The organism is Methylobacterium sp. J-118 (assembly GCF_057836565.1).
In genome coordinates, this window is sequence record NZ_JBYQFA010000001.1 from 866,595 (window position 1) to 887,577 (window position 20,983).

23 protein-coding genes and 1 pseudogene are annotated in these 20,983 nt (G+C 69.8%); 13 read left to right on the top strand and 11 right to left on the bottom strand.

Features of this window, described 5'->3' with window-relative positions:
• Positions 1-7: 7 nt before the first annotated feature.
• From AC3IF3_RS04160 to AC3IF3_RS04175, 4 genes are all read left to right on the top strand, one after another.
• Entirely contained in the window at positions 8-1,297 is a 1,290-nt protein-coding gene (locus AC3IF3_RS04160) for an App1 family protein phosphatidate phosphatase (RefSeq protein WP_489227424.1), read from the top strand.
• A gap of 209 nt (positions 1,298-1,506) precedes the next feature.
• The gene (locus AC3IF3_RS04165; protein ID WP_243972180.1) at positions 1,507-1,764 is read left to right on the top strand and encodes a hypothetical protein; all 258 of its coding nucleotides are present in this window, start codon (positions 1,507-1,509) and stop codon (positions 1,762-1,764) included.
• Positions 1,765-1,916: 152 nt separating this feature from the next.
• Positions 1,917-4,115, top strand: coding sequence for a primosomal protein N' (locus AC3IF3_RS04170; protein ID WP_489227426.1), 2,199 nt, complete (start codon positions 1,917-1,919; stop codon positions 4,113-4,115).
• Positions 4,116-4,192: 77 nt separating this feature from the next.
• Positions 4,193-4,555 (top strand): SpoIIAA family protein, encoded by a 363-nt coding sequence (locus AC3IF3_RS04175; protein ID WP_243972184.1) that lies wholly within the window; start codon positions 4,193-4,195, stop codon positions 4,553-4,555.
• A gap of 58 nt (positions 4,556-4,613) precedes the next feature.
• On the opposite strand, the gene AC3IF3_RS04180 is transcribed toward AC3IF3_RS04175, so the two are convergent.
• The 6 genes and pseudogenes from AC3IF3_RS04180 to AC3IF3_RS04205 all read right to left on the bottom strand — a co-directional run bounded on the left by AC3IF3_RS04180 (position 4,614) and on the right by AC3IF3_RS04205 (position 8,884).
• Positions 4,614-5,003 carry a hypothetical protein gene (locus AC3IF3_RS04180; RefSeq protein WP_489219834.1) on the bottom strand — a complete coding sequence of 130 codons (390 nt, stop codon included), beginning with the start codon at positions 5,001-5,003 and terminating at the stop codon, positions 4,614-4,616.
• Positions 5,004-5,388: 385 nt separating this feature from the next.
• Entirely contained in the window at positions 5,389-5,595 is a 207-nt protein-coding gene (locus tag AC3IF3_RS04185; protein WP_243972187.1) for a Trm112 family protein, read from the bottom strand.
• 12 nt (positions 5,596-5,607) lie between these two features.
• On the bottom strand, positions 5,608-6,273 hold the full coding sequence (locus tag AC3IF3_RS04190) for an LON peptidase substrate-binding domain-containing protein (protein WP_243972189.1): 666 nt from the start codon (positions 6,271-6,273) through the stop codon (positions 5,608-5,610).
• Between the two features lie 49 nt (positions 6,274-6,322).
• Positions 6,323-7,237 carry a thioredoxin gene (gene trxA, locus AC3IF3_RS04195; protein WP_489227428.1) on the bottom strand — a complete coding sequence of 305 codons (915 nt, stop codon included), beginning with the start codon at positions 7,235-7,237 and terminating at the stop codon, positions 6,323-6,325.
• 71 nt (positions 7,238-7,308) lie between these two features.
• Positions 7,309-7,776, bottom strand: coding sequence for a hypothetical protein (locus AC3IF3_RS04200; RefSeq protein ID WP_243972194.1), 468 nt, complete (start codon positions 7,774-7,776; stop codon positions 7,309-7,311).
• Positions 7,777-7,900: 124 nt separating this feature from the next.
• A pseudogene (locus AC3IF3_RS04205) lies at positions 7,901-8,884 on the bottom strand (glutathione S-transferase family protein).
• 274 nt (positions 8,885-9,158) lie between these two features.
• On the opposite strand from AC3IF3_RS04205, the gene AC3IF3_RS04210 reads away from it, so the two are divergent.
• Positions 9,159-9,383, top strand: a complete 225-nt coding sequence (locus tag AC3IF3_RS04210; RefSeq protein ID WP_243972198.1) for a hypothetical protein — start codon at positions 9,159-9,161, stop codon at positions 9,381-9,383.
• A gap of 29 nt (positions 9,384-9,412) precedes the next feature.
• Here the strand turns inward: AC3IF3_RS04210 and AC3IF3_RS04215 are convergent, their stop codons facing one another.
• The gene (locus AC3IF3_RS04215; RefSeq protein WP_489227430.1) at positions 9,413-10,381 is read right to left on the bottom strand and encodes an alginate O-acetyltransferase AlgX-related protein; all 969 of its coding nucleotides are present in this window, start codon (positions 10,379-10,381) and stop codon (positions 9,413-9,415) included.
• Between the two features lie 73 nt (positions 10,382-10,454).
• Here AC3IF3_RS04215 and AC3IF3_RS04220 point away from each other — a divergent pair, with 73 nt between their 5' ends.
• The 6 genes from AC3IF3_RS04220 (at position 10,455) to AC3IF3_RS04245 (ending at position 15,219) form a co-directional block, all read left to right on the top strand.
• On the top strand, positions 10,455-11,570 hold the full coding sequence (locus tag AC3IF3_RS04220) for an SPL family radical SAM protein (protein ID WP_489231237.1): 1,116 nt from the start codon (positions 10,455-10,457) through the stop codon (positions 11,568-11,570).
• Positions 11,571-11,596: 26 nt separating this feature from the next.
• Positions 11,597-12,115: a 2'-5' RNA ligase family protein gene (locus AC3IF3_RS04225; protein ID WP_489227431.1), complete on the top strand. Its 519-nt coding sequence runs from the start codon at positions 11,597-11,599 to the stop codon at positions 12,113-12,115.
• 38 nt (positions 12,116-12,153) lie between these two features.
• The gene (locus AC3IF3_RS04230) at positions 12,154-12,891 is read left to right on the top strand and encodes a phosphatase PAP2 family protein (RefSeq protein ID WP_489231238.1); all 738 of its coding nucleotides are present in this window, start codon (positions 12,154-12,156) and stop codon (positions 12,889-12,891) included.
• 146 nt (positions 12,892-13,037) lie between these two features.
• The gene (locus AC3IF3_RS04235; RefSeq protein ID WP_489227432.1) at positions 13,038-14,336 is read left to right on the top strand and encodes a Gfo/Idh/MocA family protein; all 1,299 of its coding nucleotides are present in this window, start codon (positions 13,038-13,040) and stop codon (positions 14,334-14,336) included.
• Positions 14,337-14,551: 215 nt separating this feature from the next.
• On the top strand, positions 14,552-14,827 hold the full coding sequence (locus AC3IF3_RS04240; RefSeq protein ID WP_489227434.1) for an AbrB/MazE/SpoVT family DNA-binding domain-containing protein: 276 nt from the start codon (positions 14,552-14,554) through the stop codon (positions 14,825-14,827).
• Positions 14,824-15,219 (top strand): type II toxin-antitoxin system VapC family toxin, encoded by a 396-nt coding sequence (locus tag AC3IF3_RS04245; protein WP_489227436.1) that lies wholly within the window; start codon positions 14,824-14,826, stop codon positions 15,217-15,219. Before AC3IF3_RS04240 ends, AC3IF3_RS04245 begins: the two co-directional genes overlap by 4 nt.
• Before the next feature lie 138 nt (positions 15,220-15,357).
• Here AC3IF3_RS04245 and flgH read toward each other — a convergent pair whose 3' ends face one another.
• The 4 genes from flgH to flgF are packed head-to-tail and all read right to left on the bottom strand — an operon-like array spanning position 15,358 to position 18,864.
• Complete coding sequence (flgH, locus tag AC3IF3_RS04250; RefSeq protein ID WP_243972211.1) at positions 15,358-16,107, bottom strand: flagellar basal body L-ring protein FlgH; 750 nt, start codon at positions 16,105-16,107, stop codon at positions 15,358-15,360.
• 57 nt (positions 16,108-16,164) lie between these two features.
• On the bottom strand, positions 16,165-17,295 hold the full coding sequence (flgA, locus tag AC3IF3_RS04255) for a flagellar basal body P-ring formation chaperone FlgA (protein ID WP_489227438.1): 1,131 nt from the start codon (positions 17,293-17,295) through the stop codon (positions 16,165-16,167).
• Positions 17,296-17,320: 25 nt separating this feature from the next.
• Positions 17,321-18,112 carry a flagellar basal-body rod protein FlgG gene (gene flgG, locus AC3IF3_RS04260; protein ID WP_243972215.1) on the bottom strand — a complete coding sequence of 264 codons (792 nt, stop codon included), beginning with the start codon at positions 18,110-18,112 and terminating at the stop codon, positions 17,321-17,323.
• 11 nt (positions 18,113-18,123) lie between these two features.
• On the bottom strand, positions 18,124-18,864 hold the full coding sequence (gene flgF, locus AC3IF3_RS04265) for a flagellar basal-body rod protein FlgF (RefSeq protein WP_243972217.1): 741 nt from the start codon (positions 18,862-18,864) through the stop codon (positions 18,124-18,126).
• 255 nt (positions 18,865-19,119) lie between these two features.
• Between flgF and fliL the strand changes: the two genes are divergently transcribed.
• Together fliL and fliM are read left to right on the top strand one after the other, a co-directional pair.
• Positions 19,120-19,683 carry a flagellar basal body-associated protein FliL gene (gene fliL, locus AC3IF3_RS04270; RefSeq protein WP_243972220.1) on the top strand — a complete coding sequence of 188 codons (564 nt, stop codon included), beginning with the start codon at positions 19,120-19,122 and terminating at the stop codon, positions 19,681-19,683.
• A 64-nt stretch (positions 19,684-19,747) separates the two neighbouring features.
• Positions 19,748-20,962 (top strand): flagellar motor switch protein FliM, encoded by a 1,215-nt coding sequence (gene fliM, locus AC3IF3_RS04275; RefSeq protein ID WP_409564871.1) that lies wholly within the window; start codon positions 19,748-19,750, stop codon positions 20,960-20,962.
• Positions 20,963-20,983: the final 21 nt, after the last annotated feature.

Below are 20,983 nucleotides of genomic sequence, written 5' to 3' on the forward strand. Positions count from 1 at the left end.
GCCCGCCATGGCCTCGCGCGCAGGCAAGGGCGTCGCCAAGGCGCTGCGGATTCTCGTCCGCCCGGTCCGCCGCGCCCAGGGTCATGGCGGCAAGGGCCGCGGTGGGCTCGTGGTCGAGCCCTACCGCGGCTACGGCTCCCGGGATGCGATCTTCCTGATCGGCCGGGTCTTCCGGCAATCCCCCGGGATCCCGGGGGAGGATCCGGACTCGCTGCGGGCACAGTGGCGCGATCTGCGACGCCGCATCGCCCGGCGGACGGTCGCCGGGGCGGTGGTGACCGCCGGGTTCGGCGGTGACCGGGCTCGCGTCGAGACCGACCGCGACGGTTACTTCCGCGTGCACCTGCACCCGCAGGACGTTCCGAACGATCGCGGCCGCTGGCATCCGGTCGACCTCGTCCTCGAAGGACATCCGGCGATCCCCGCCGAGGGCGCGGTGTTCATCCCTCCGGACGGCTGCCGCTGCGTCGTGGTCAGCGACATCGACGACACGGTCATGCGTACCGGTGTCGCCAACAAGCTGAAGATGCTGTGGCGGCTGTTCGTGGAGGATGCCGAGAGCCGGGTCGCCTTCCCCGGGGTCGCCGCCCTGTACCGGGCGCTCCACGCGGGCGCCGGCGGCGCCGAGGGCAACCCGATGCTCTACGTCTCCCGCGCCCCCTGGGGCCTCTACGAGATGCTGTCGGAGTTCTTCCAGCGTCACGGCATTCCGGTGGGACCGGTGCTGTTCCTGCGGGAATGGGGGCTGTCCTGGACGCACCCCCTGCCGCGTCGCGCCACGGACCACAAGCAGGCGCTGATCCGCCACATGCTCGCCCTCTACCGGGACTTGCCCTTCGTGCTGATCGGCGACAGCGGCCAGCACGATCCGGAAGTCTATGCACAGATCGTCGAGGAGAATCCCGGGCGGGTGCTCGCGGTCTACATCCGCAACGTGTCCCGCGATGCCGCCCGGGTCGAGGAGATCGTGCGGCTGGCAGGCGCAGTCGCACGGGCGGGATCGAGCCTGGTCTTGGCCGCCGACAGTGTCGCCATGGCCGAGCACGCGGCCGCCATCGGCCTGATCGCCCCCGATACCGTGGCGGGGGTTGCCGACGAGCACGCCGCCGATGCGGAAACCGGGCCCCGGCGGGAGACCGCCCGGATCACGCCGGTGCCGTCGGGCACCGGCGGATCAGCCGGGGCGGCGATCGAGCCGGAGACCCTCGCGGACGCCCTGGCCGGAGAAGGCGCCGTACCGACAACGGTAGTGGTCGAGCCGGAGAACCCAGCCGGCCTACCCGGCATCAGGAGCTGATTGCGGGCCGGAAGGCCCACCTGCAGAGGTGCTTCCCGGACGCGTCTGCAACCCGCTGAGCGAATAGGAACCCGGTTGTATCGGACCGGCGGCCTCACGAGATGTTGCAATGCAGCACTTCGGCGAACGCGCTTCACATCCCGGCCGCGGTCCCTAGCTTCCGCCGCTGTCGCGCCGGTCCCCGCTTACGGAGAGTCTGGAGCTCATTCGTGCAAACCTACACCCTGGCCATTTCCGACGGCGTCCTGTTCGCCTGCCTTCCCGACGAGGCCGACATCGCCTCCGCCATCACGGAGGCGACGGCCGTCAGCTACGGCTTCGGCCTGAATCTCGACATCGTCCGCGGCGCGACCCTCACGAATGCCGCGGGGCCCGACGATGAAGTCGTCTGGCAGGAGAGTCCCGACAGCGAACTGCTCGATGCGCAGGGCCGCCGCTACCGCTACGCCGTCCGCCGCACCTGCTGAGCGCGTCCAGGCGAGGGCCATCCGGGGATGATCGGGATGCTGCTAGCCGCTCCGGGTCCCCGGCGCCCGGCCTGTGCCGTCGCTGAAGCGGCGGGTCTTTTTCGCCCCGCTTATGGTACGGACCCGGAACGGAGCCGCCCGAAAAGCCCTGCATGCCCTTCGTCGCCGAGATCCTGATCCCGCTCGCCCTCGATACGCCCTACAGCTACGTGGTACCGACGGGGCTCGACCTCGCCGCAGGCGACGTGGTCCAGGTGCCGCTGGGCCCGCGCGAGATCGTCGGTGTCGTGTGGGGGCTGACCGAGACCGCCGGCGGCTCGAATTTGCGGCCGGTGACGGGCCGTTTCCCGGTGGCGCCCCTCTCGGAACCGCTGCGCAGCCTGGTTGACTGGATCGCCCGCTACACGCTGGCGCCGAAGGGCTCGGCATTGGCCATGGTGCTGCGCCTGCCGGACGAAGCCGCCGCGACCGAGACCGCCCGGGTCGCGGTGCGCCTCACCGACAAGTCCCCCACCCGGGCCACCCCCGCCCGCACCAAGGTGCTGGCGGTCGCCGCCGACGGCGCGCTGCGCGGCAAGAGTGCGCTCGCCAAGGAGGCCGGGGTCTCGCTCTCGGTGGTCGACGGGCTGATCGACGACGGCGTTCTGGCGACCGTCGCGGTCGAGCCCGAGCCGGTCGCACCGCGGCCCGATCCGGACTTTCCCCGGACGCCCCTCTCCCCCGCCCAGGCGGAGGCCGTCACGGCCCTGCTGAAGGGATTTCCGTGGCATCGGCCAGCCGAAGAGACGGCGTCCGATGCCGCCGACACCAAGCCGGTGCTGCTCGAAGGCGTCACCGGCTCGGGCAAGACCGAGGTCTATTTCGAGGCGGTCGCCGCCTGCATCCGGGCCGGGCGGCAGGCGCTGATCCTGATGCCGGAGATCGCCCTGACGGCGCAGTTCCTCGACCGTTTCGCCGCCCGGTTCGGGGTGCGCCCAGCGGCGTGGCATTCCGGCATCGGCGGCAAGCGGCGCGAGCGGCTCAGGGCCGCGGTGGCCGAGGGCGCGGCGCTGGTCGTAGTCGGAGCCCGCTCGGCCCTGTTCCTGCCCTTCGCCCGCCTCGGCCTGATCGTAGTCGATGAGGAGCACGAGACCGCCTACAAGCAGGAGGACGGCGTTCATTACCACGCCCGCGACATGGCGGTGGTGCGCGGCCGCCTCGAAGGCTGCCCGGTGGTGCTGACCTCGGCGACGCCCGCCATCGAGACCCGCGTGAACGCGGCGCGGGGGCGCTACCGGCACGTCCTGCTCCCGGAGCGGTTCGGAGGCCGGCGCATGCCCGACATCGCGGCGATCGACATGCGAAAGGACCAGCCCGAGCGCGGCCGCTTCCTCAGCCCGCCGCTCGTCAACGCGGTGAAGCACACCCTGGAGCGGGGCGAGCAGGCGCTGCTGTTCCTGAACCGCCGCGGCTACGCGCCGCTCACCCTGTGCCGGGCCTGCGGCCACCGCTACCAGTGCCGGAACTGCTCGACCTGGCTCGTGGAGCACCGCTTCCGCCGGGCCCTCGTCTGCCACCAGTGCGGCTACGCCGAGCGGCGTCCGGAGGCCTGCGCCGAGTGCGGCACCTTCGACAACCTCACCGCCTGCGGCCCCGGCGTCGAGCGGATCGCCGAGGAGGCTGCCGACGTGTTTCCGGGCCGGCGCATCGTCGTCCTGTCGAGCGATTTCCCCGGCGGTGCCGAGCGCCTGCGGCAGGAACTCGACGCCGTGGCGGCCGGGGAATGCGACCTCGTGATCGGCACGCAGCTCGTGGCCAAGGGCCACAACTTTCCCTTCCTGACACTGGTCGGCGTCCTCGACGCCGATATCGGCCTGACCTCGGGCGATCCCCGGGCGGCGGAGCGCACCTTCCAGCTGCTTCAACAGGTGACCGGCCGGGCCGGTCGCGGCGACAAGCCCGGCCGGGCGCTCGTCCAGACCTACCAGCCCGATCATCCGGTGATCGCGGCCCTGCTGTCGGGGGATGCCGAGCGCTTCTACGCGGAGGAGATCCAGGCCCGGGAGGCCGCCGGCCTGCCGCCCTTTGGCCGGCTCGCCGCCCTGATCGTCTCGGCCAACGATCGCGCGGTCGCGGAGGCGCACGGGCAGGCGCTGGCCCGGGCCGCCGAGCCGCCCGATGGGGTCATGGTCCTCGGGCCCGCCGAGGCGCCGCTGGCCCTGATCCGGGGGCGCTACCGCTTCCGGCTGCTGGTCAAGACCGAGCGCAACGTCGACCTCCAGGGCTATCTCCGGGCCTGGCTCGCCCGGGGGCCGAAGGTGCGCGGCAACGTTCGAGTCGCCATCGATGTCGACCCGCAGAGCTTTTTGTAGGACACTGGAGCCACGGGCGGCGAACCCCGCGCCTCAGAGCGGCGACGGGGCGCGGGCGGTTCCCGGAGGAGCGATCAGTGCTGACTTATACCAAAACGCCGGATTCGAACGTCGCCGAGATCGTGGTCGACGGCAAGATCTCCGACGAGGAGATGAACGCGGCGATGACGGCCATGAAGGCCGACCTCGACAAGGGCGGCAAGATCAAGCTGCTCGAGGATATCCGCGCCTTCGAGGGCATGGAGCCGGCGGCCTTCTTCAAGGACCCGCGATTCGGCTTCTCAATGATGAAGAGCGTCAGCCACGTCGCCCTGGTGACGGACGCCCCCTGGCTGAAGGCCCTGGCCGAGACGTTCAACTTCGTCTCGCCGACGCAGATCAAGGTGTTCGAGCGCGCCCGCCTGAACGAGGCGCGCAGCTGGCTCGCAGCGGCGGCCTAAGACCTGATCCCGAAGGGTGACGGTCGCGCTTCGGGACCATCGACGATCTGAGGCGCCGTCACTCCACCTCCGCGGTGCGGGTGTCGCTGCGCCGGGCGGTCCAGCGTCCGGCGCAGAGGGACGAGACCTTCCAGGTTCCGGCGCCGCTGCCGCCCTGGAGCCGTCCGGTCCCGGTGCCGCTCGCGGTGCCGTTGTTGACGGTGAGCCCGACAAGGCCGTCCGCGCTGACATGGCCGTTCACCCGGGCGCCGGCGCCCCCTGAGACGAGCTGTACCTGTCCCTCACGGATGGCGAGCGCGTAGGAATAGCGGGCGCTGCACAGGCCGCTGTCCGTGACCAGCTCCACCGCCCAGGTCCCGTTGTGGCTGCTCGGCTCCGCCTCTGCGGGCACGCCGATCATGAGGGACAGGCCAGTGGCAATGGCCGCAACGGCGGTTAAATTGATCATCCGGAGCAATCTCTCAGCGATGCAAATTCTGCACGCCGCGGCGCGCAGAAGTAGAATCGTTGATCGAGGATGACCCTAGGCTGAACGCGGGACGCGGCAAGAGTATGGCCGGCGACGATGCCCGGCGTGATCAGATCCTACAGACCTGGTTGGCCGGATCTTTCACCTGCGGCGAAGTGATGCGTGCCCTATCGTGTCAGACGGTGCTGATTTGACTGCGCTCAGTCGCTCAGAGGTATAAGTTGCGAGAAACAGTGTCGCAGGTCCCCGCCCCGAAGGATCTGCCGGATTGACAGATCGGGTTTGGGCTCACCCCCCGTCGCGGGGTATGGCAGTCCAAACCTGCCACGCGTCTCTGTTCCCCCGGCAGACCCCCGACCGGCCGTCAATCCGTGAGCGGCCGGGCCTCCTCCGGCAGCATGATCGGGATGCCGTCGCGGATCGGATAGGCGAGCTTGGCGGAGCGGCTGATCAGCTCCTGACGGGCGGAATCGTATTCCAGCGTTTCCTTGGTCAGCGGACAGACCAGGATCTCGAGGAGCTTCGGATCCACCCGGGTCGCCTCCACGGGGGTGGTGAGGTCGTTGGACATCGCGCGCGCACCCTATTGCATCGTCGATTCGGGGCCCGAACCCCGAACCATTTCCATCTGCGTGACCGCGATCAGGATCTCCGCCCGGGTCTTGAGGTCCGGGGCTTCGAGCATCGCCTGCTTCTCGCGGACGCCAAACGGGCTCATCATGCAGAGCGCGTTGACCAGCGCCTCGTCGGGCGCCTCGTCGATCCCCGCCCAATCCACCTTGAGGTCGTTCGACTCCACGAAGTCGCGCAGGGCCTTGAGCACGCCGTCGCGGTCGACATGCTCCTCGCCCGCCCGCGGCGCGAAGTCCACCGCGAAGGTGTCATAGGAGACGTGGCAGCGCCGATAGAGGCTGGTCGAGGCGAGCTCGCTCTCGATCCGGAAGCGGCTGATCCCGGTGAGCGAGACCAGATAACGGCCATCGCCGGTCTCGGCATATTGCGTGATCCGGCCGGCACAGCCGACGCGGTAGAGCTTCGGGCTCGCCGCACCCGACCCCTCCGGATCGGGCTGGATCATGCCGATGATCCGATCGGTCCGCATGGCGTCGTCGATCATCGCCACGTAGCGGGGCTCGAAGATGTTCAGCGGCATCTGCCCACGGGGCAGGAGCAATGCCCCCGAGAGGGGGAAGACCGGGATCACCGCGGGGCAATCCGCCGGGCCCTTGTAGCTCGCATGGGTGCTCATGGCGCCTCGCAGAGGGGCGGACGGATAGGCGTGAGCGCGAGCCGGCGCCTCACGAGAAGAGAAGGGCCGAGAGCTTGCGCCGCCCGCGGATGGTGTCGGGATCCATCACGCCCCAGGCCTCGAAGAACTGCAGAAGCTGCTTGCGCGCGCCGTCGTCATTCCAGGCGCTGTCGCGCTTGCGCAGCTCGATCAGGTGATCGACCGCTTGGCCGCGCTCCCCTGCGGCGGCAAGGGCCAGGGCGAGGTCGAACCGCGCCTGATGGGCATCCGGATCGCCGTCGACCTGCCGCTGCAAGCCCGCCAGATCGCCCAGCGAGGCGGCCTGCTCCGCGAGGTCCAGGGCGGCGCGGATGCCGGCAAGAGCCGGATCGGCGGCCTTCGCCTCGGGGACCATCGCCATCACCCGCTTGGCGTTCTCGATCTCGCCGGCGTCCAGCTGCATCTTGGCGAGGCCGGCCAGCGCCGGGACGTTGTCGGGCTGCTGCTCCAGGATCGCGGCGTAGATCTCGGAGGCGCCGGCGAGGTCACCCTCCTCGATCAGGGCGGCGGCATCGGCCAGGGCGGCCTCGATCGGATCCTGCATCGGACCGGCCACGCGCCCGATCAGTTCCTTGATCTGGCTCTCGGGCACCGCACCCATGAAGCCGTCGACCGGTTGGCCCTTCTGGAAGACGATGACCGCCGGGATCGACTGGATGCCGAGCTGGCCCGCAATCGAGGGGTGCTCGTCAATGTTCATCTTCACCAGCGCGACGGCGCCCGCGGCCTCCTGGACGACCTTTTCCAGCACCGGCGTCAATTGCTTGCAGGGCCCGCACCAGGGCGCCCAGAAGTCGACGAGCACCGGACGGTGCATCGACTCGGCGATCACATCCTGGCGGAAGCTCGCGGTGGTCGTGTCCTTGATCAGGGAGCCTGTGTCGACGGCCGGGGCGCCGCCCCCGGCGAGGATATCGTTGAGCATCGGTCTGGCTTCGGAACCTTTTTGCTGGAGCCGCTTAAATGGGGCTTGCGAGGCCGTCTGACCAGTCCGGTTCAGCGCGGTGCCGGGGCGGCCGGCGCCCCCGCCGCGGCCCGAGCCACGGTCACGAAAGTCCCCGCGAAGGGTCGCCCATCTGCCGCGCTGGCCTCGCAGGTGATCGCCGTGCGGCCCGGTTCCGGCGTCGAGAATCGGCAGGCGCCGATCGCCAGGGTCGGCGCGGCGTCCGTGCCGGTGGTGACGACATTGATCGGCTGCAGCGGATCGGTCTCCTCCGTGGCCTCCTGCTGGGCGCCGTTGCCGCTGAAGCTGAGGGTCCGACCGTCCGAGGTGGAGAAATCGAAGCTGGTGCGGTTGCGGCTCACCGCGTTCGTCAGGACATTCCGGCAGGAGGCGCTGAGATCCTGCGTCCCGATCACGAGCTTCTCGCAGGTGCCGTCCAGGCGCAGAGCCGCCTGGGCGCGCGCCGCGGAGGGCAGGGTGACGAGGGCGCAGAGCAGGGCGAGGCGCAGGCGGTTCGTCATGGCGTGTCGGACATCCTCCGGTTGAAAGCCGACTTAGAGCACGCGGCGCCGAAGGGGATACCGTTTCAGCGCCGCGCGCGCGTCAAATCCGGGATCCGGTCGTCGTGCCGCGGCGGTCGTGGGCTCACGCCCGCGCGCCGAACCGCAGGACCCGATCGTTCGGGGCGGAAAAGTCGAGGTCCGGCCCGAGCGGCACGATCCCGGTCGGGTTGATGGTCGGATGACTCTCGTAATAGTGCCGCTTGATATGTGTGAGGTCGACGGTCGCCGCGACGCCCGGGAGCGCGTAGAGATCGCGCAATTAGTTCGAGAGGTTCGGGTAATCGGCGATCCGGCGCCGGTTGCACTTGAAATGGCCGACATAGACGGCGTCGAACCGCACCAGGGTGGTGAACAGGCGGATATCCGCCTCGGTGAGCCGGTCGCCGCAGAGGTAACGGGTCCGGCCGAGGCGATCGTCGAGGGCATCGAGTTCCGCGAACAGGGCCTCGAAGGCGCCGGCATAGGCGTCCTGCGCGGTGGCGAAACCCGCCTTGTAGACGCCGTTGTTCACCCGGTCGTAGACGCGGGCGTTCACCGCATCGATTTCGGCGCGCAGATCCGCGGGGTACAGGTCAGGCCCCGTGCCGCCGAAGGCACCGTTCAGCATTCTCAAAATCTCGGCCGATTCGTTCGACACGATGGTGGCCCGCTGGCGGTCCCACAGCACCGGCACGGTGACGCGGCCGGTATAGGACGGGTCCGCCGCCAGATAGACCTCGTAGAGGCGCCGGGCGCCGTGGATCGGGTCCGGCGTCGCCCCCGGCGTGTCGCCGAACACCCAGCCCTCCGATCCCATATGCGGATCGACCACCGATACGGTGATCGCCGCGTCCAGGCCCTTCAGGGCACGCCCGATCAGGGTGCGGTGGGCCCAGGGGCAGGCCAGGGAGACGTAGAGGTGGTAGCGGCCCGGCTCGGCGCGGAAGCCGCCCGCCCCCGAAGGCCCCGGCGCGCCGTCGGCGGTGACCCAATTGCGGAAGGCCGAGGCCTTCCGCTCGAAACGGCCACCCGTGGCGGCGGTGTCGTACCACTGATCGCGCCAGACGCCGTCTACCAGAAGTCCCATCGTCGTATCCCGTCCCACCAGTCCAGCGCCAAGGCCGGTCCCGTTCCAGATGGGACGCCCGTCGCCCGGGGGAAGTCGCCCGGCGCCGGGGCTCCGAGCACGTACCCGACGCCCGCCCGGTGCGTGCCCCCCGGCCCGCGAGTTCAGCGCAAGGCAGGCTTGCATCGGCCCTTCTGTTGCAGTGCAGCAAAATGCGGCATCTCTCCCGCGTCCGTCCGCCGGCGCCGGTCAGATCGGCCACAGGGCTTGGCGGGACGTCGATGGAGGTGGAGTGATGTCGTTCGCGCTGGTGCCCGTTGCCGAGGCGGCCCTGTTCACGTTCGGATGCCTGTTGATTCACGCTCTGAGGCGGCACGCGGACGTGGTCACGGCCACGCTCGCCTGCCTCGCGACCCTCCTCGTCCTCATGATCGGGATCGCCTGCGCGCCGGAATCCTTCGCCAAGTACCAGGCCGCCGGCATCAACGACTTCGCCCGGATGGATACGGCGATCTACTGATCGGCATCGATCTACGGATCGGCACCGATCTACCCATCGGCACCTTCGCTCGGCCGCGGTTTCAGGCCGGCTGCCCTGATCTGTGCGAGCCGGCCGCCCGTCCCGCGCTGGCCCGCGACCGTGACGTCAAAATCGTCCTTCGGCAGGCGTGCGAGGAACCGCTCGGCCACCTCGAACAGCAGGATATCAGGGCGCACGCGCTCGATATACGGCCAGTCGAGGCCCGCGGACCAGACGAAGTGGACCTCGCAGAAGCTCTCGGCGAGCAGCCCGGTCAACATGAACGGGTCGAAATGCGCGCAGGAATCGCCGAACAGGACGAGGCGACGGGGATCCGCGGTCGGCGCATCGTTCCGGTAGACGACATGCGCGCCGACATGCACCTCCCGGTCGCGTCCCTCCGCCTCGTAGGCGGCGAGCAGCGGGCCGGTCTCGACCCGGCGCGCATCGCGCTGCAGCATGAATCGTTCGAGGCGTTCGCGTGGCCGGTCGCGGAGCTTTTCGCCGAGATCCATGAGCTCGTCCGAGACGACCTTCGGGCGCGTCCCGATATCGGCTGGCGGGATCGCCCCGAGCACGCGCATGATCTCGCGGTAGGCCAGCAGGCAGCCCTGCACCGTCCAGTGGGTGTCCGTGCGCAGGTAGAGCGGCACCGGCCCGTGCCGGGCGGCCCGGAGCGGGGCCAGGAGATCGAGATAGGCGGGGTGGCGGGCGAGGCGGCGGGCCAGGCGCCGGGTCGAGGCCCTGGCGGGGGCGTAGCGCAGGCCGTCGGTCTTGTCGTCGTAGACCGAGAGCTTCTCCGGAACGATCACGTGGAGGCAGCGGATGCCGAGGCGGTCCGCGTGCCGCGCTCGCGTCGTGATCAGCCGGGCCCAGCGCCGCAGCAGCAGCCAGTGCCGCAGGCCGCCCCGGTAGCGGTCCAGGACGCGGTTGGTGCCCCCGGTGAGAAACAACCAGCCCTCGCGGCCGACATGTACGCTCTCCCTGCCTGCTGACATGGCGGTGCTTTAGCCGCACCGGGACCGGTCGACTAGGCCGGACCCGCCTCGCATGGCCGCGCGTTCGCCCGGGATGTCGCCCTCGCCCGCCCCGGTCCTCGAAACCCCCGATCGCCGGGAACGCCCAAGGCCGATCCGCCTCTGGCAGCCCCGGCGGGTGCTGGCGACGCCGGCGGCACTGGAGCACGCCCATGGCCGGGCCATGCTCGACCGCGCCGAGGCGCTGGGCCTTCCGGTGGAGCGCCTCGCATCGAACCGCCTGCCGAGCCCGCGCGAGCCCGACCCGCGCCGGGCCTACGCGGCCGCCAAGGCGACCCTCGCCCTCACGGTGGCGCCGCCCACCAAGCTGCGGCTCCAGCCGATCCCGCCCTCGGCCGACTGGCGCTTCGATCTCGCCGAGGGCTGCCCGGCCCATTGCCAGTACTGCTACCTCGCGGGCTCCCTCCAGGGGCCGCCGGTGACCCGTGCCTACGCCAATCTCGACGCGATCCTGGGCAATCTCGAAGCCTATGCCGGGCGCGGCACGGTGACCTCGGCCTCCGCCGAGCGCGCGCAGGAGGGAACCACCTTCGAGGCCTCCTGCTACACCGATCCGCTGGGCATCGAGCATCTTACCGGCTCGCTATCCGCGGCGATCCGCCATTTCGGCGCCTGGGACGCGCCGGTGCAGTTGCGCTTCACCACGAAGTTCGCCGCGGTCGCGCCGCTCCTCGACCTGCCGCACAACGGCCGGACCCGGATCCGCGTCTCGGTCAATGCCCGGGCCGCCACCCGCTACGAGGGGGGAACCGACCCGCTCGACGCCCGGCTCGCGGCCCTGGGCCAGATGGCGCGGGCCGGCTATCCCGTGGGCCTGACCATCGCGCCGATCCTGCCGGTCGACGGTTGGGAGGCGGGCTATGCCGAGCTGATCCGCGCTGCCGCCGACGCCCTTGCCGGCGTGCCGAACCTCGACCTCACCGCAGAGTTGATCACCCACCGCTTCACCCCCGGATCCAAGACGGTCCTGCGCGGATGGTATCCGGGCTCGGACCTGCCCCTGGACGAGGCCGACCGCGTAGAGAAACGCACCAAATTCGGCTCGGTGAAATACGTGTTCCCGAAGCCGCTGATGCAGGCGATGCGCGCCCATCTGACGACATGTCTCGCCCGTGACCTGCCGGCGGCGCGGGTGCTCTACTGGACCTGAGCGGCCACGGGCGCCATCTCGGCCGCATGACCGAGACCGCCCCCCTGATCCTGACCCTCGCCTTCGACGAGCCGACCTTCGCCCGCTTCGACGGCGAGCGACGCCGGCATTTCCCCGAATCCCTGAACGTCATCCCCGCCCACGCCACGCTGTTCCATCATCTGCCCGGGGACCGGGAGCGCGGCGTGATCGCGGCGGTCGCCGCCCTCGCGCGCACGGTCCCGCCCCCGGAGGTCGCGGTGACGGGCCTGCGCTTCACCGGACGCGGCGTCGCCTACGTGCTGGACGCGCCGGCCCTGGCGGCCTTCCGGAGCCGCCTCGCCGCCGAGTTCGAACCCTATCTGACGGCACAGGACCGGCAGGGCTGGCGCCCGCATGTGACGGTGCAGAACAAGGTCGCGCCGGACGTGGCGCGCCGGCTCCACGCCGATCTGGCGGCGGGCTTCGCGCCGTTCCGCTTCACCGCCCCGGCGACCCGGCTGTGGCGCTATCTCGGCGGGCCCTGGGAGGCGGTCGCCCGCCTCGCCTTCGGGGAGAACGCCTGATGGCTCGAGACAACCGTGCCCTACCGATTCCGGGCGGCATGCGGCGCAACTGGCTAATCGAGCCCGCCACGGCTGTCTGGCTCCGGCTGCGCCTCAACGAGGTCGGGCCCCTGGTCGCCCTGCTCGGCCTGAGCATCCTGGGCTACGGCTTCTTCTACCTCGCCCATGAGGTCGGCGAGGGCTCCACGGCGGCCCTTGACCGGCGCATCCTGCTCGCCCTGCGCAACCCGGCCGACCTCGCCGATCCGATCGGGCCGCCCTGGCTCGAGGAGACGATGCGCGACATCACCGGTCTCGGCAGCGTGTTCACGGTCCTGTTCCTGACCTGTGCGATCGCCGCCTATCTGGCGGTCTCCGGCCGGCGACGGATCGGCCTCTACGTGCTCGCGGCGGTCGGCAGCGGCGAGTTGGTCTCGACGGTGCTCAAGCTCTTCTACCAGCGGCCGCGGCCGGACCTCGTCCCGCACGGCATGGAGGTGTTCACCGCGAGCTTCCCGAGCGGGCACGCCACCATGTCGGCCATCGCCTACCTGACGCTGGCGACCCTGGTGGCGCGGGTGGAGCGCCACCGGCGGGCGAAGGCCCTGGTGCTCGGGCTCGGCGTCACCGTGACCCTGCTGGTCGGGATCAGCCGGATCTATCTCGGTGTCCACTGGCCCAGCGACGTGCTGGCCGGCTGGTGCATCGGCGCGGCCTGGGCATGCCTGTGCTGGTTCGTCGCCCTCCAATTGCAGCGCCGCGGCGAGGTCGAGGCCCCGGACCCACCGCCCGCGTGACGACGCGTCCGCGCACCGCGCAGCCGTACGGAAACAGCCCGGAACCTGGCGGCGTTCATAAGCTAACGGGCGCGCCATCGGCGCCCCGGGCCCATTACCCCGGCGCCCCGGCGCCGTCCTTCCAATCCGGCGACACGGCGAGGCCCATGGCGGACGATACGCGGCTCTCTCGACGCACCCTCCTCGCCGCCGGGAGCGCCCTGGCGGGTGCCACGATCGGCGGCGGCGCGCAGGCGGCCCCGCCGGCACCCTCGGTCCCGGCCGATACCGGCGCGGTCCAGGGCGGACGGGTGATGTTCCCGAACTGGCGCGGGCCGGGCGATCGTCCGCCCGCCCCGACCCCGGCCCCGCAGCCGCCCGGCCAGCGCGTCGGCTACTGCGTCGTCGGTCTCGGGCGCCTGAGCCTGGACGAGATCCTGCCGGCCTTCGGCGAGGCCAAGCGCTCGCGGCTCGCCGCGGTGATGTCGGGCTCCCCCGACAAGGCCAAGCTCGTGGCGCGCCAGTACGGCCTGCCGGAGGACGCGGTCTACGGCTACGACGAATGGGACCGGCTCCGGGCCAATCCCGATGTCCACGCGGTCTACGTGGTGACGCCCAACGGCGTCCATCGGGACAACGTCCTGGCGGCGGCGGCCGCGGGCAAGCAAATCCTCTGTGAGAAGCCGATGGCGGTCTCCTCGCAGGAATGCCGCGACATGATCGCGGCCTGCGCCGGGGCCAACGTCAAGCTGATGATCGCCTATCGCTGCCAGTACGAGCCGCATAACCGCGCCGTGATCCGGCTCGCGCGCACCGGCGAATTCGGCAAGCCGCGGCTGATCCAGGCGTTCAACGGGCAGACCACCGGTCTCCCAGAGCAGTGGCGCCTCCGGAAGGCGCTGTCGGGCGGTGGCGCGCTGCCGGATATCGGCCTCTACTGCCTGAACATAGCACGCGCCGTGCTCGGCGAGGAGCCCGATCTGATCCAGGCGCAGATCCATTCGCCGCCCGACGACCCGAAATACCGCGAGGTCGAGGAGACGGTGAGCTTCACGATGCGGTTCCCGTCGGGCGTGATCGCGCAGTGCCTGTCGAGCTACGGCGTCTACGAGGCGCGCAGCCTGACCCTGCACACCGGTAACGCCTCGGTCGATCTCCAGAACGCCTTCGCCTATGACGGCCAGCGCCTGTTCGTGAGCCACAAGGACGGTAAGGCCGGCGCCCGGGACGAGAGGATCCTGACCGCGAAGAACCAGTTCGCCCTGGAGATGGACCATTTCTCCCGCTGCATCCAGGAGAACCTGCGTCCACGCACCCCCGGCGAGGAGGGGTTGCAGGATCAGGTGCTGATGGAGGCGATCTACGAGGCCGCTCGCACCGGCGCCCCGGTGAAGGTCGGGCCGCCGCCCGGCGCCGGATCGGGCCTCGACGTGACCCGGGGGCCGGAGCCGGAGGAGGCGGGCTGAGCGCCGGCGAGGCCCGCGGGCGCTACGCACCGGATCATCAGGGGCAGGTCTTCGCTTTCCTGCAGGCGCCATCGATCACCGTGCAGACGGCGGAGGTACAGAACTCAATAGGCCCTCCCGGACGAGGAGGCAGAGAGCGCACCAGTTGAGGCGGAAGCCTATCCGCTGCGTTTCGTGTTGGTGTATAAAACCTGCACCGACCTGGAGGCCTTACCATGACGACGCTGACGGTCACCGAGCAAGGTCAGGTCACGTTCGAGAACGATGTGCTGCAACACTTGGGGATCCGACCTGGTGGCAAGATGACGCTCAATCTGCTGCCGAACGGACGAGCCGAACTCACAGCTGAACAGTCCCAAGGCTCGTGGCACGAGTTGCAAGATTTCTTCTCCGGCAAGACCAATGGCAGACAGCTTTCCATCGAAGACTTGGACGAAGCCATCGTTGAAGCGGCCGCCGCAAGAGTCCAGGGCGGTTCGATCAACGGATGAGGATCAGCGTTGATACCAATGTGCTATTGCGTGTTGTTGTACCCGGAGACGAGGCCCAGCAGAGACGGGCAATCGAGACGTTGAGAGCGGCCGAGGCGGTCGCGATCAGCATACATGTGCTGTGCGAACTCGCATGGGTGATGGAGCGGACCTACGATGCACCGCGCGCCGAAATTGCCGCCGCAATCCGGCAGTTTGTGAAGACATCGAACGTGGTGCTGAACAGGCCTACAGTCGAAGCTGGGCTCGATCTGCTCGACGCCGGTGGTGACTTCGCCGACGGGGCCGTCGCGTATGACGGCTTATGGCTCGGGGGTGAGACCTTTGTGTCCTTCGATAAGAAGGCCGTGAAGCTGCTCATCCAGCAAGGCTATCCGGCAAAGCTGCTGTGATGCGTGCGGCCGCCGCATCCTTCTAAAAATTGGATCGATGACCCTGCGTTCGGTCTGATCTGGGTATGGTCCCGAAATCCGGCGACCATCGTCCGAGATGATACGTTCGACGGGTCACGACGGTGCGATCGCGCCACCTTAGAACGGCAGCAGGATATCCACGATCTGCTGGCCGTAGCGCGGCTGCTGCACGTCGGTGATCTGGCCGCGGCCGCCATAGGCGATCCGGGCCTGGGCGATCTTGGCCGAGTCGATGGTGTTGTCGGATTCGATGTCCTCCGGCCGGACCACGCCGGCGACGACCATCTCGCGGATCTCGAAATTGACCCGGATCTCCTGCTTGCCCTCGACCACGAGGTTGCCGTTGGGCAGGACCTGCGTGACCACGGCGGCGACGTTGGTGGTCACCGTCTCGGCGCGCTGGACCGATCCGACGCCGTCGTTGGAGGTCGCCGAGGTGGCGGAGAGCAGGGCGGTTGCGCCGACCCCGAGGGACTTTCCGACCGCGTTGTTCTCGAGCCCCAGGGCGTTCGGCAAGCCGAAGCTCTCGGTGTTGGCCCGGGTCCGCTTGGTCTCGTTGCTGATGTTGGCCTGATCGGTGACGTTGACCTTCACGGTCAGGATGTCGCCGAGCCGGGCCGCGCGCTGGTCCTTGAAGAAGGCGCGCGAGCCGGTGCGCCAGAGCGAGTTCGGCGCGTAGGAGACCGGCTGCACGTCGGGCATCGGCATCCGGACCGGCTTGTAGCCGGGCTGGCTGGTCGGATCCTCGATCGCCGACAGGGCTGGCGTCGCGCCGACCTGCGACAGCCGGTCGGCGGTGTTGCAGGCGCCGAGCGCCCCGGCGATCAGCGCGGCGGCGAGCGGGTTCAGGACGGTGCGCGGGGCCATCGGGGTACTCTCGGGCTACTCTTGCGGTCTACGCGTGGACCACGCCGAAACGGGCGATCAGCGCAGGGAGGCGGTCGCCTGGATGGGGGCGGCGGCCTGCTGGCTCGCCGGGCCGGGGCCCACCGAGACCCGGCCCGGGCCGATCACGGTCGCCTGCAGGACCTTCTGGGAGGCCGTGTTGACGACATTGACGACGGCGCCGAGCCGGCCGCTCTGGTTGGCGAGGCCGCGCATCGCCAGGCTGATGCTGGGCGTCTCGTAGACGATGGTCACGCTCTCGCCCCGGGCGACGAGTTCGGGCGGGGCCGTGTCTCCGGTCCGGAGCACGGTTCCGGCCGCCAGGGCGTGCTGGGCGACCTCACCGGCGACCGCGCCGGCGCTCGCCAGGGCGTCCGCGGCCACCGCCTCGCGCGGGCGCCGGTCGGTGACGAGGTCGCCAGCCTTCACCGTCTCGCCGCGGTCGAGGGCGCGGGTGAGGACCGCCACCTCGCGCATCTCGAGGACCACGCCGGAGACGCGCAGCGACGCCTGCCGCTCGCCCAGGCTGACGAGCCCCGCGACCCGGCGGGAGCGCGGATCGTAGGTCAGGTCCACGGCCGCGGCCTGGCCCTGGAGGTCGACCGGGGCCAGGAGCGTCGGCCCATCGCCGTCGAACCGGACCGACAGGTTGCGCGGGTCGAGGCCGTAGCCGGTCTCCAACCCGTGCTTGAGCGCGGCCTCGATCTCCGGCGGCCCGATCCGGCGGGCCGCGCGCTGCACGGCGATCTGCAGCCGGCCGCCGGTCTCGATGCCGGTGAGGCCCAGCGCTTCGACGGCCTCGAGGATGCGGCGGCTCTGGATCGTCCCGGTGGCACCGAGGGCGGGCGAGCGGAACAGCGGACGTGCCGCAAGGGCGTTCGGCGCCCCCTCGATCAGGTCGGCGAGCGTCAGCACGTCGCCGCGGGCGGTCACGTCGCCGCGCAGGCGCAGGCCCTCCGCCCGGGCCATCGCCGGGATCGCCAGGGCGCCGAGCATCGCGACGGTCAGCACGGCCAGCACCGCGCGCACCACCGGAGCCATTCCGAGGGGCGTGACCCGCGGGCGGGGTCGGCGGAGGATCGGGTTGAGGTCGGACTCGTCCTCGCCCGTGCCGACGAGGGGCAGGGCGAGGAAATCGGAGGCGGAGTCGGGGAGCAGACCGGTATTCATGATCTTGAACCTGAAGGCGGTGCGCTTAGCCGCGGAACATCTGCGAGGCGGTGGAGAGCATCTGGTCGGCCGCGGTGACGACCTTCGAGTTCATCTCGTAGGCGCGCTGCGCCGCGATCAGCGACGAGATCTCCGTGACGGCATTGACGTTGGCCTCCTCCAAATAGCTCTGCTGGAGGTTGCCGAAGCCCTCGGCGCCGGGCAGGCCGCTGATCGCCGGCCCGGAGGCGGCGGTCTCGACGAACAGGTTGTCGCCGATTGATTCGAGGCCGACCTTGTTGACGAAGCGCGAGAGCTGGAACTGGCCGAGCGCCTGCGGCGCCGTCTGGCCCGGCAGCGTCGCCTGGACGGCGCCGGTGGCGCTGATCGTCACCGAGGTCGCGGTCTGCGGCACGGTGATGGCCGGATCGAGCAGGTAACCGTCCCGGGTCACGAGCTGGCCCGAGGCCGAGAGATCGAAGGAGCCGTCCCGGGTGTAGCCGGTGCGGCCGTCCGGCATGGTCACACGGTAGAAGCCCTCGCCGCGGATGGCGACGTCGTAGTCCTTCTCCGTGGAGGTGAGGGTGCCCTGCGACATCACCCGGGCGGTCGAGGTGGTCTTCACGCCCGAGCCGATCGCCAGCCCGGCGGGGAGCTGCGTGTTCTGCTCGGAAGTGGAGGAGCCGGCCCGGCGCAGGTTCTGGTAGAGCAGATCCTGGAAGTGCACCTGCTGGCGCTTGTATCCGGTGGTGCGCAGGTTCGCGATGTTGTTGGAGATGACCTGGACGTTCAGCTCCTGGGCCGCCATGCCGGTGGCGGCGGAGTAGAGGGCGCGCATCGCCGGTCCCCTTAGGCGACGTTGGCGAGGCGGCTGATCGCCGTGCCCCGCAACTCGTCGAGGCGCGTGATCATGCTCGACACCATGGTGTAGGACCGGTTCACGTCCATGAGCCGGGTCATCTCGATCACCGGGCGGACGTTCGACCGTTCCAGGGCGCCGGATTCGACGCGGCCCTCGAGGCCGGCCGGGGTTGCGGCCTCCGGCGAGGCGTAGAGGTTACCGCCCTCGTTGGTGAGCCGCTGGGGGTTGGCGAAGGTGACCAGCTTGATCTTGCCGCGGATGCCCAGATTGGTCGACACCGTGCCGTCGGAGCCGATGGCGAGGCCGGTCTCCTGCGCGTTGATGCTGATCGGGCCGCCGTCGCCCACGACCGGGTCGCCGTCGCTGGTCACCAGGGTGCCCTGCGCGTTGATCTCAAAGGCGCCGTTGCGGGTGTAGCGCTCCCCCTGGGCCGATTGCACGGCGATGAAGGCCGGTCCCTTGATGGCGACGTTGAGCGGGTTGCCGGTCTGCTCGATCGGGCCCTGCCCCAGGTCGAGGGTGGTGCCTTGGTCGATGACGTAGGACAGGCGCCGGTCCGGCCGGGCGAAGGAATCCGCGCTCGCCACCGGCATCAGGTATTCCTGGAAGCGGCTGCTGCGGGCCTTGAACCCAGTGGTCGACACGTTCGCCATGTTGTTGCCGATCACGTCCAGCTCGCGCTGGAGCGCCATCTGGCTCGACACGCCGACGAGGAGAGCATTCTGCATCGTGGACTCTGGGACTCGCGTGCCGCGGTGGCGGCAACGATCCATTCAGCATGCGGCATGCCACAGGAATCGGTTCGGAATTCCCGTTAATGTGTAGGGACTTGATTGTGAATCCGGTGGTCCTCGTGGCGGGTCGGGGCTGCGCTGCGGCAATCCTGGCCCGGCAGGAATTGCCGGCTTAACGGCACGTTAACCGTGATGCTCCGATATCGAGGCGTACCCGGGCGCGGATTCCGGCGAGAGAGCATTATTGCCATGGCCAAGAAGCCCAAGAAGGCCTCCGCCGAGGAGGGCGAGGCCGGCGCCGAAGCCGCCCCGAAGGGCAAGAAGAAGCTCATGATCATCGTCGCCGCCGCCGCGGTCCTGATCCTGGGCGGCGGGGGGGCCTTCCTGATGATGGGGCATGGCGGTGGCCACGACGACGGCAAGGAGGTCGCCGAGGGCGGACATGGGGGCGGGCACGGGGGCGGCCACGGCGGGGACGCCGCCGGTCCCGACGGCAAGAAGCCGGTGGTGTTCGTCGAGGTGCGCGAGATGGTGCTGAACCTCAGCCCCGACCTGCCGCAGGACAAGGTCAAGTACGCCAAGGTGCGGCTCGCCCTCGAACTGAAGGACGCCAAGGTCGAGGAGGAGGTGAAGCCGCTGATGCCGCGGGTCGAGGACGCGCTGCAGGTCTACATGCGCGAATTGCGCGCGAGCGACCTCACCGGCTCGGTGGGCCTGTTCCGACTGCGCGAGGAGCTGCTGCGTCGCGTCAACGTCGCGCTCTACCCCGCCAAGGTCGAGGCGGTGCTGTTCAAGGACGTGATCGTCCAGTGACGCGGCCGGAGATTCTTCCCGTCATCGGCGCGGCACACGGCCGGGGCCCGAGCGAGCAGGCCTGATGGAACCCGAGGACGCACTCCCCGAGGACGACTGGTCCGCCGCCCTGCTGGAGCAGGGGGCCGAGGGCGGTGACTCGTCGCTCGCCGAGGAATGGGGCGCGGCGCTCGCCGAACAGGGCACGACGCGCAGCGCAGGGGACGTCGCCGCCGAATGGGCGACGATGATCGAGGACGGGGAGAGCGACAACCTCCCCGAACTCGCCGGCAACGACCGGGTGCTGAACCAGGACGAGATCGACGGCGTCCTCGGCTTCTCGATGCGCGAACTCTCGGCCTCCGGGGCCGGGGGCGTGCAGGCCATCGTCGATTCGGGCGTCGTCCAGTACGAACGCCTGCCGATGCTGGAGATCGTCTTCGACCGGATGATCCGGTTGTTGTCGACCTCCCTGCGCAACCTGTTCCAGGACAACGTCGAGGTGACGCTCGACAACATCACCTCCGTGCGGTTCGGCGACTACCTCAACGCGATCCCGCTGCCGACGCTGCTCGGCGTGTTCCGGGCCGAGCAATGGGAGAATTCGGGCCTCGTCACGGTCGATTCCAACCTCGCCTACGCGACCTTCGACCTGCTGCTCGGCGGCAAGCGCGGCGGCACGTCGAGCCGTCTCGACGGCAGGCCGTTCACCGCGATCGAGATGACGCTGGTCCGTCGCCTCGTGGAGATCGTGCTGGGTGACCTGGAATTGTCGTTCCAGCCGCTCTCGCCCGTGACCTTCGGCATCGACCGGATCGAGACCAATCCGCGCTTCGCCACCATCACCCGGCCCGGCAATGCCGCGATCCTGATCAGCCTGCGCCTCGACGTCGACGGGCGCGGCGGCATGCTGCAGATCCTGTTTCCCTACGCGACGATCGAGCCGATCCGCGAACTCCTCACCCAGAGCTTCATGGGCGAGAAGCTCGGCCGCGACCATGTCTGGGAAGGCCACCTCGCCACCGAGATCTGGCAGGCCGACGTGACCATGCAGGCGGTGCTGCACGAGATGATGCTGCCGCTCAAGCAGGTCATGGGCCTCAAGGTCGGCGACACGCTGATGTTCGAGGCCAAACCCTCCGATCTCATCACCGTGCGCTGCGGCGACTGGGCACTGACCCAGGGCCGGATGGGCCGCGTCGACGGCCACATCGCCGTGCAGGTCACCCGGCCCCTGCGCCGCTCGCGCACGACGATCCAGGCCTACGAGGCCTCCATGAACAACCGCTCGGACAATTGAAGCCGCGTCCCGTCAGATGGT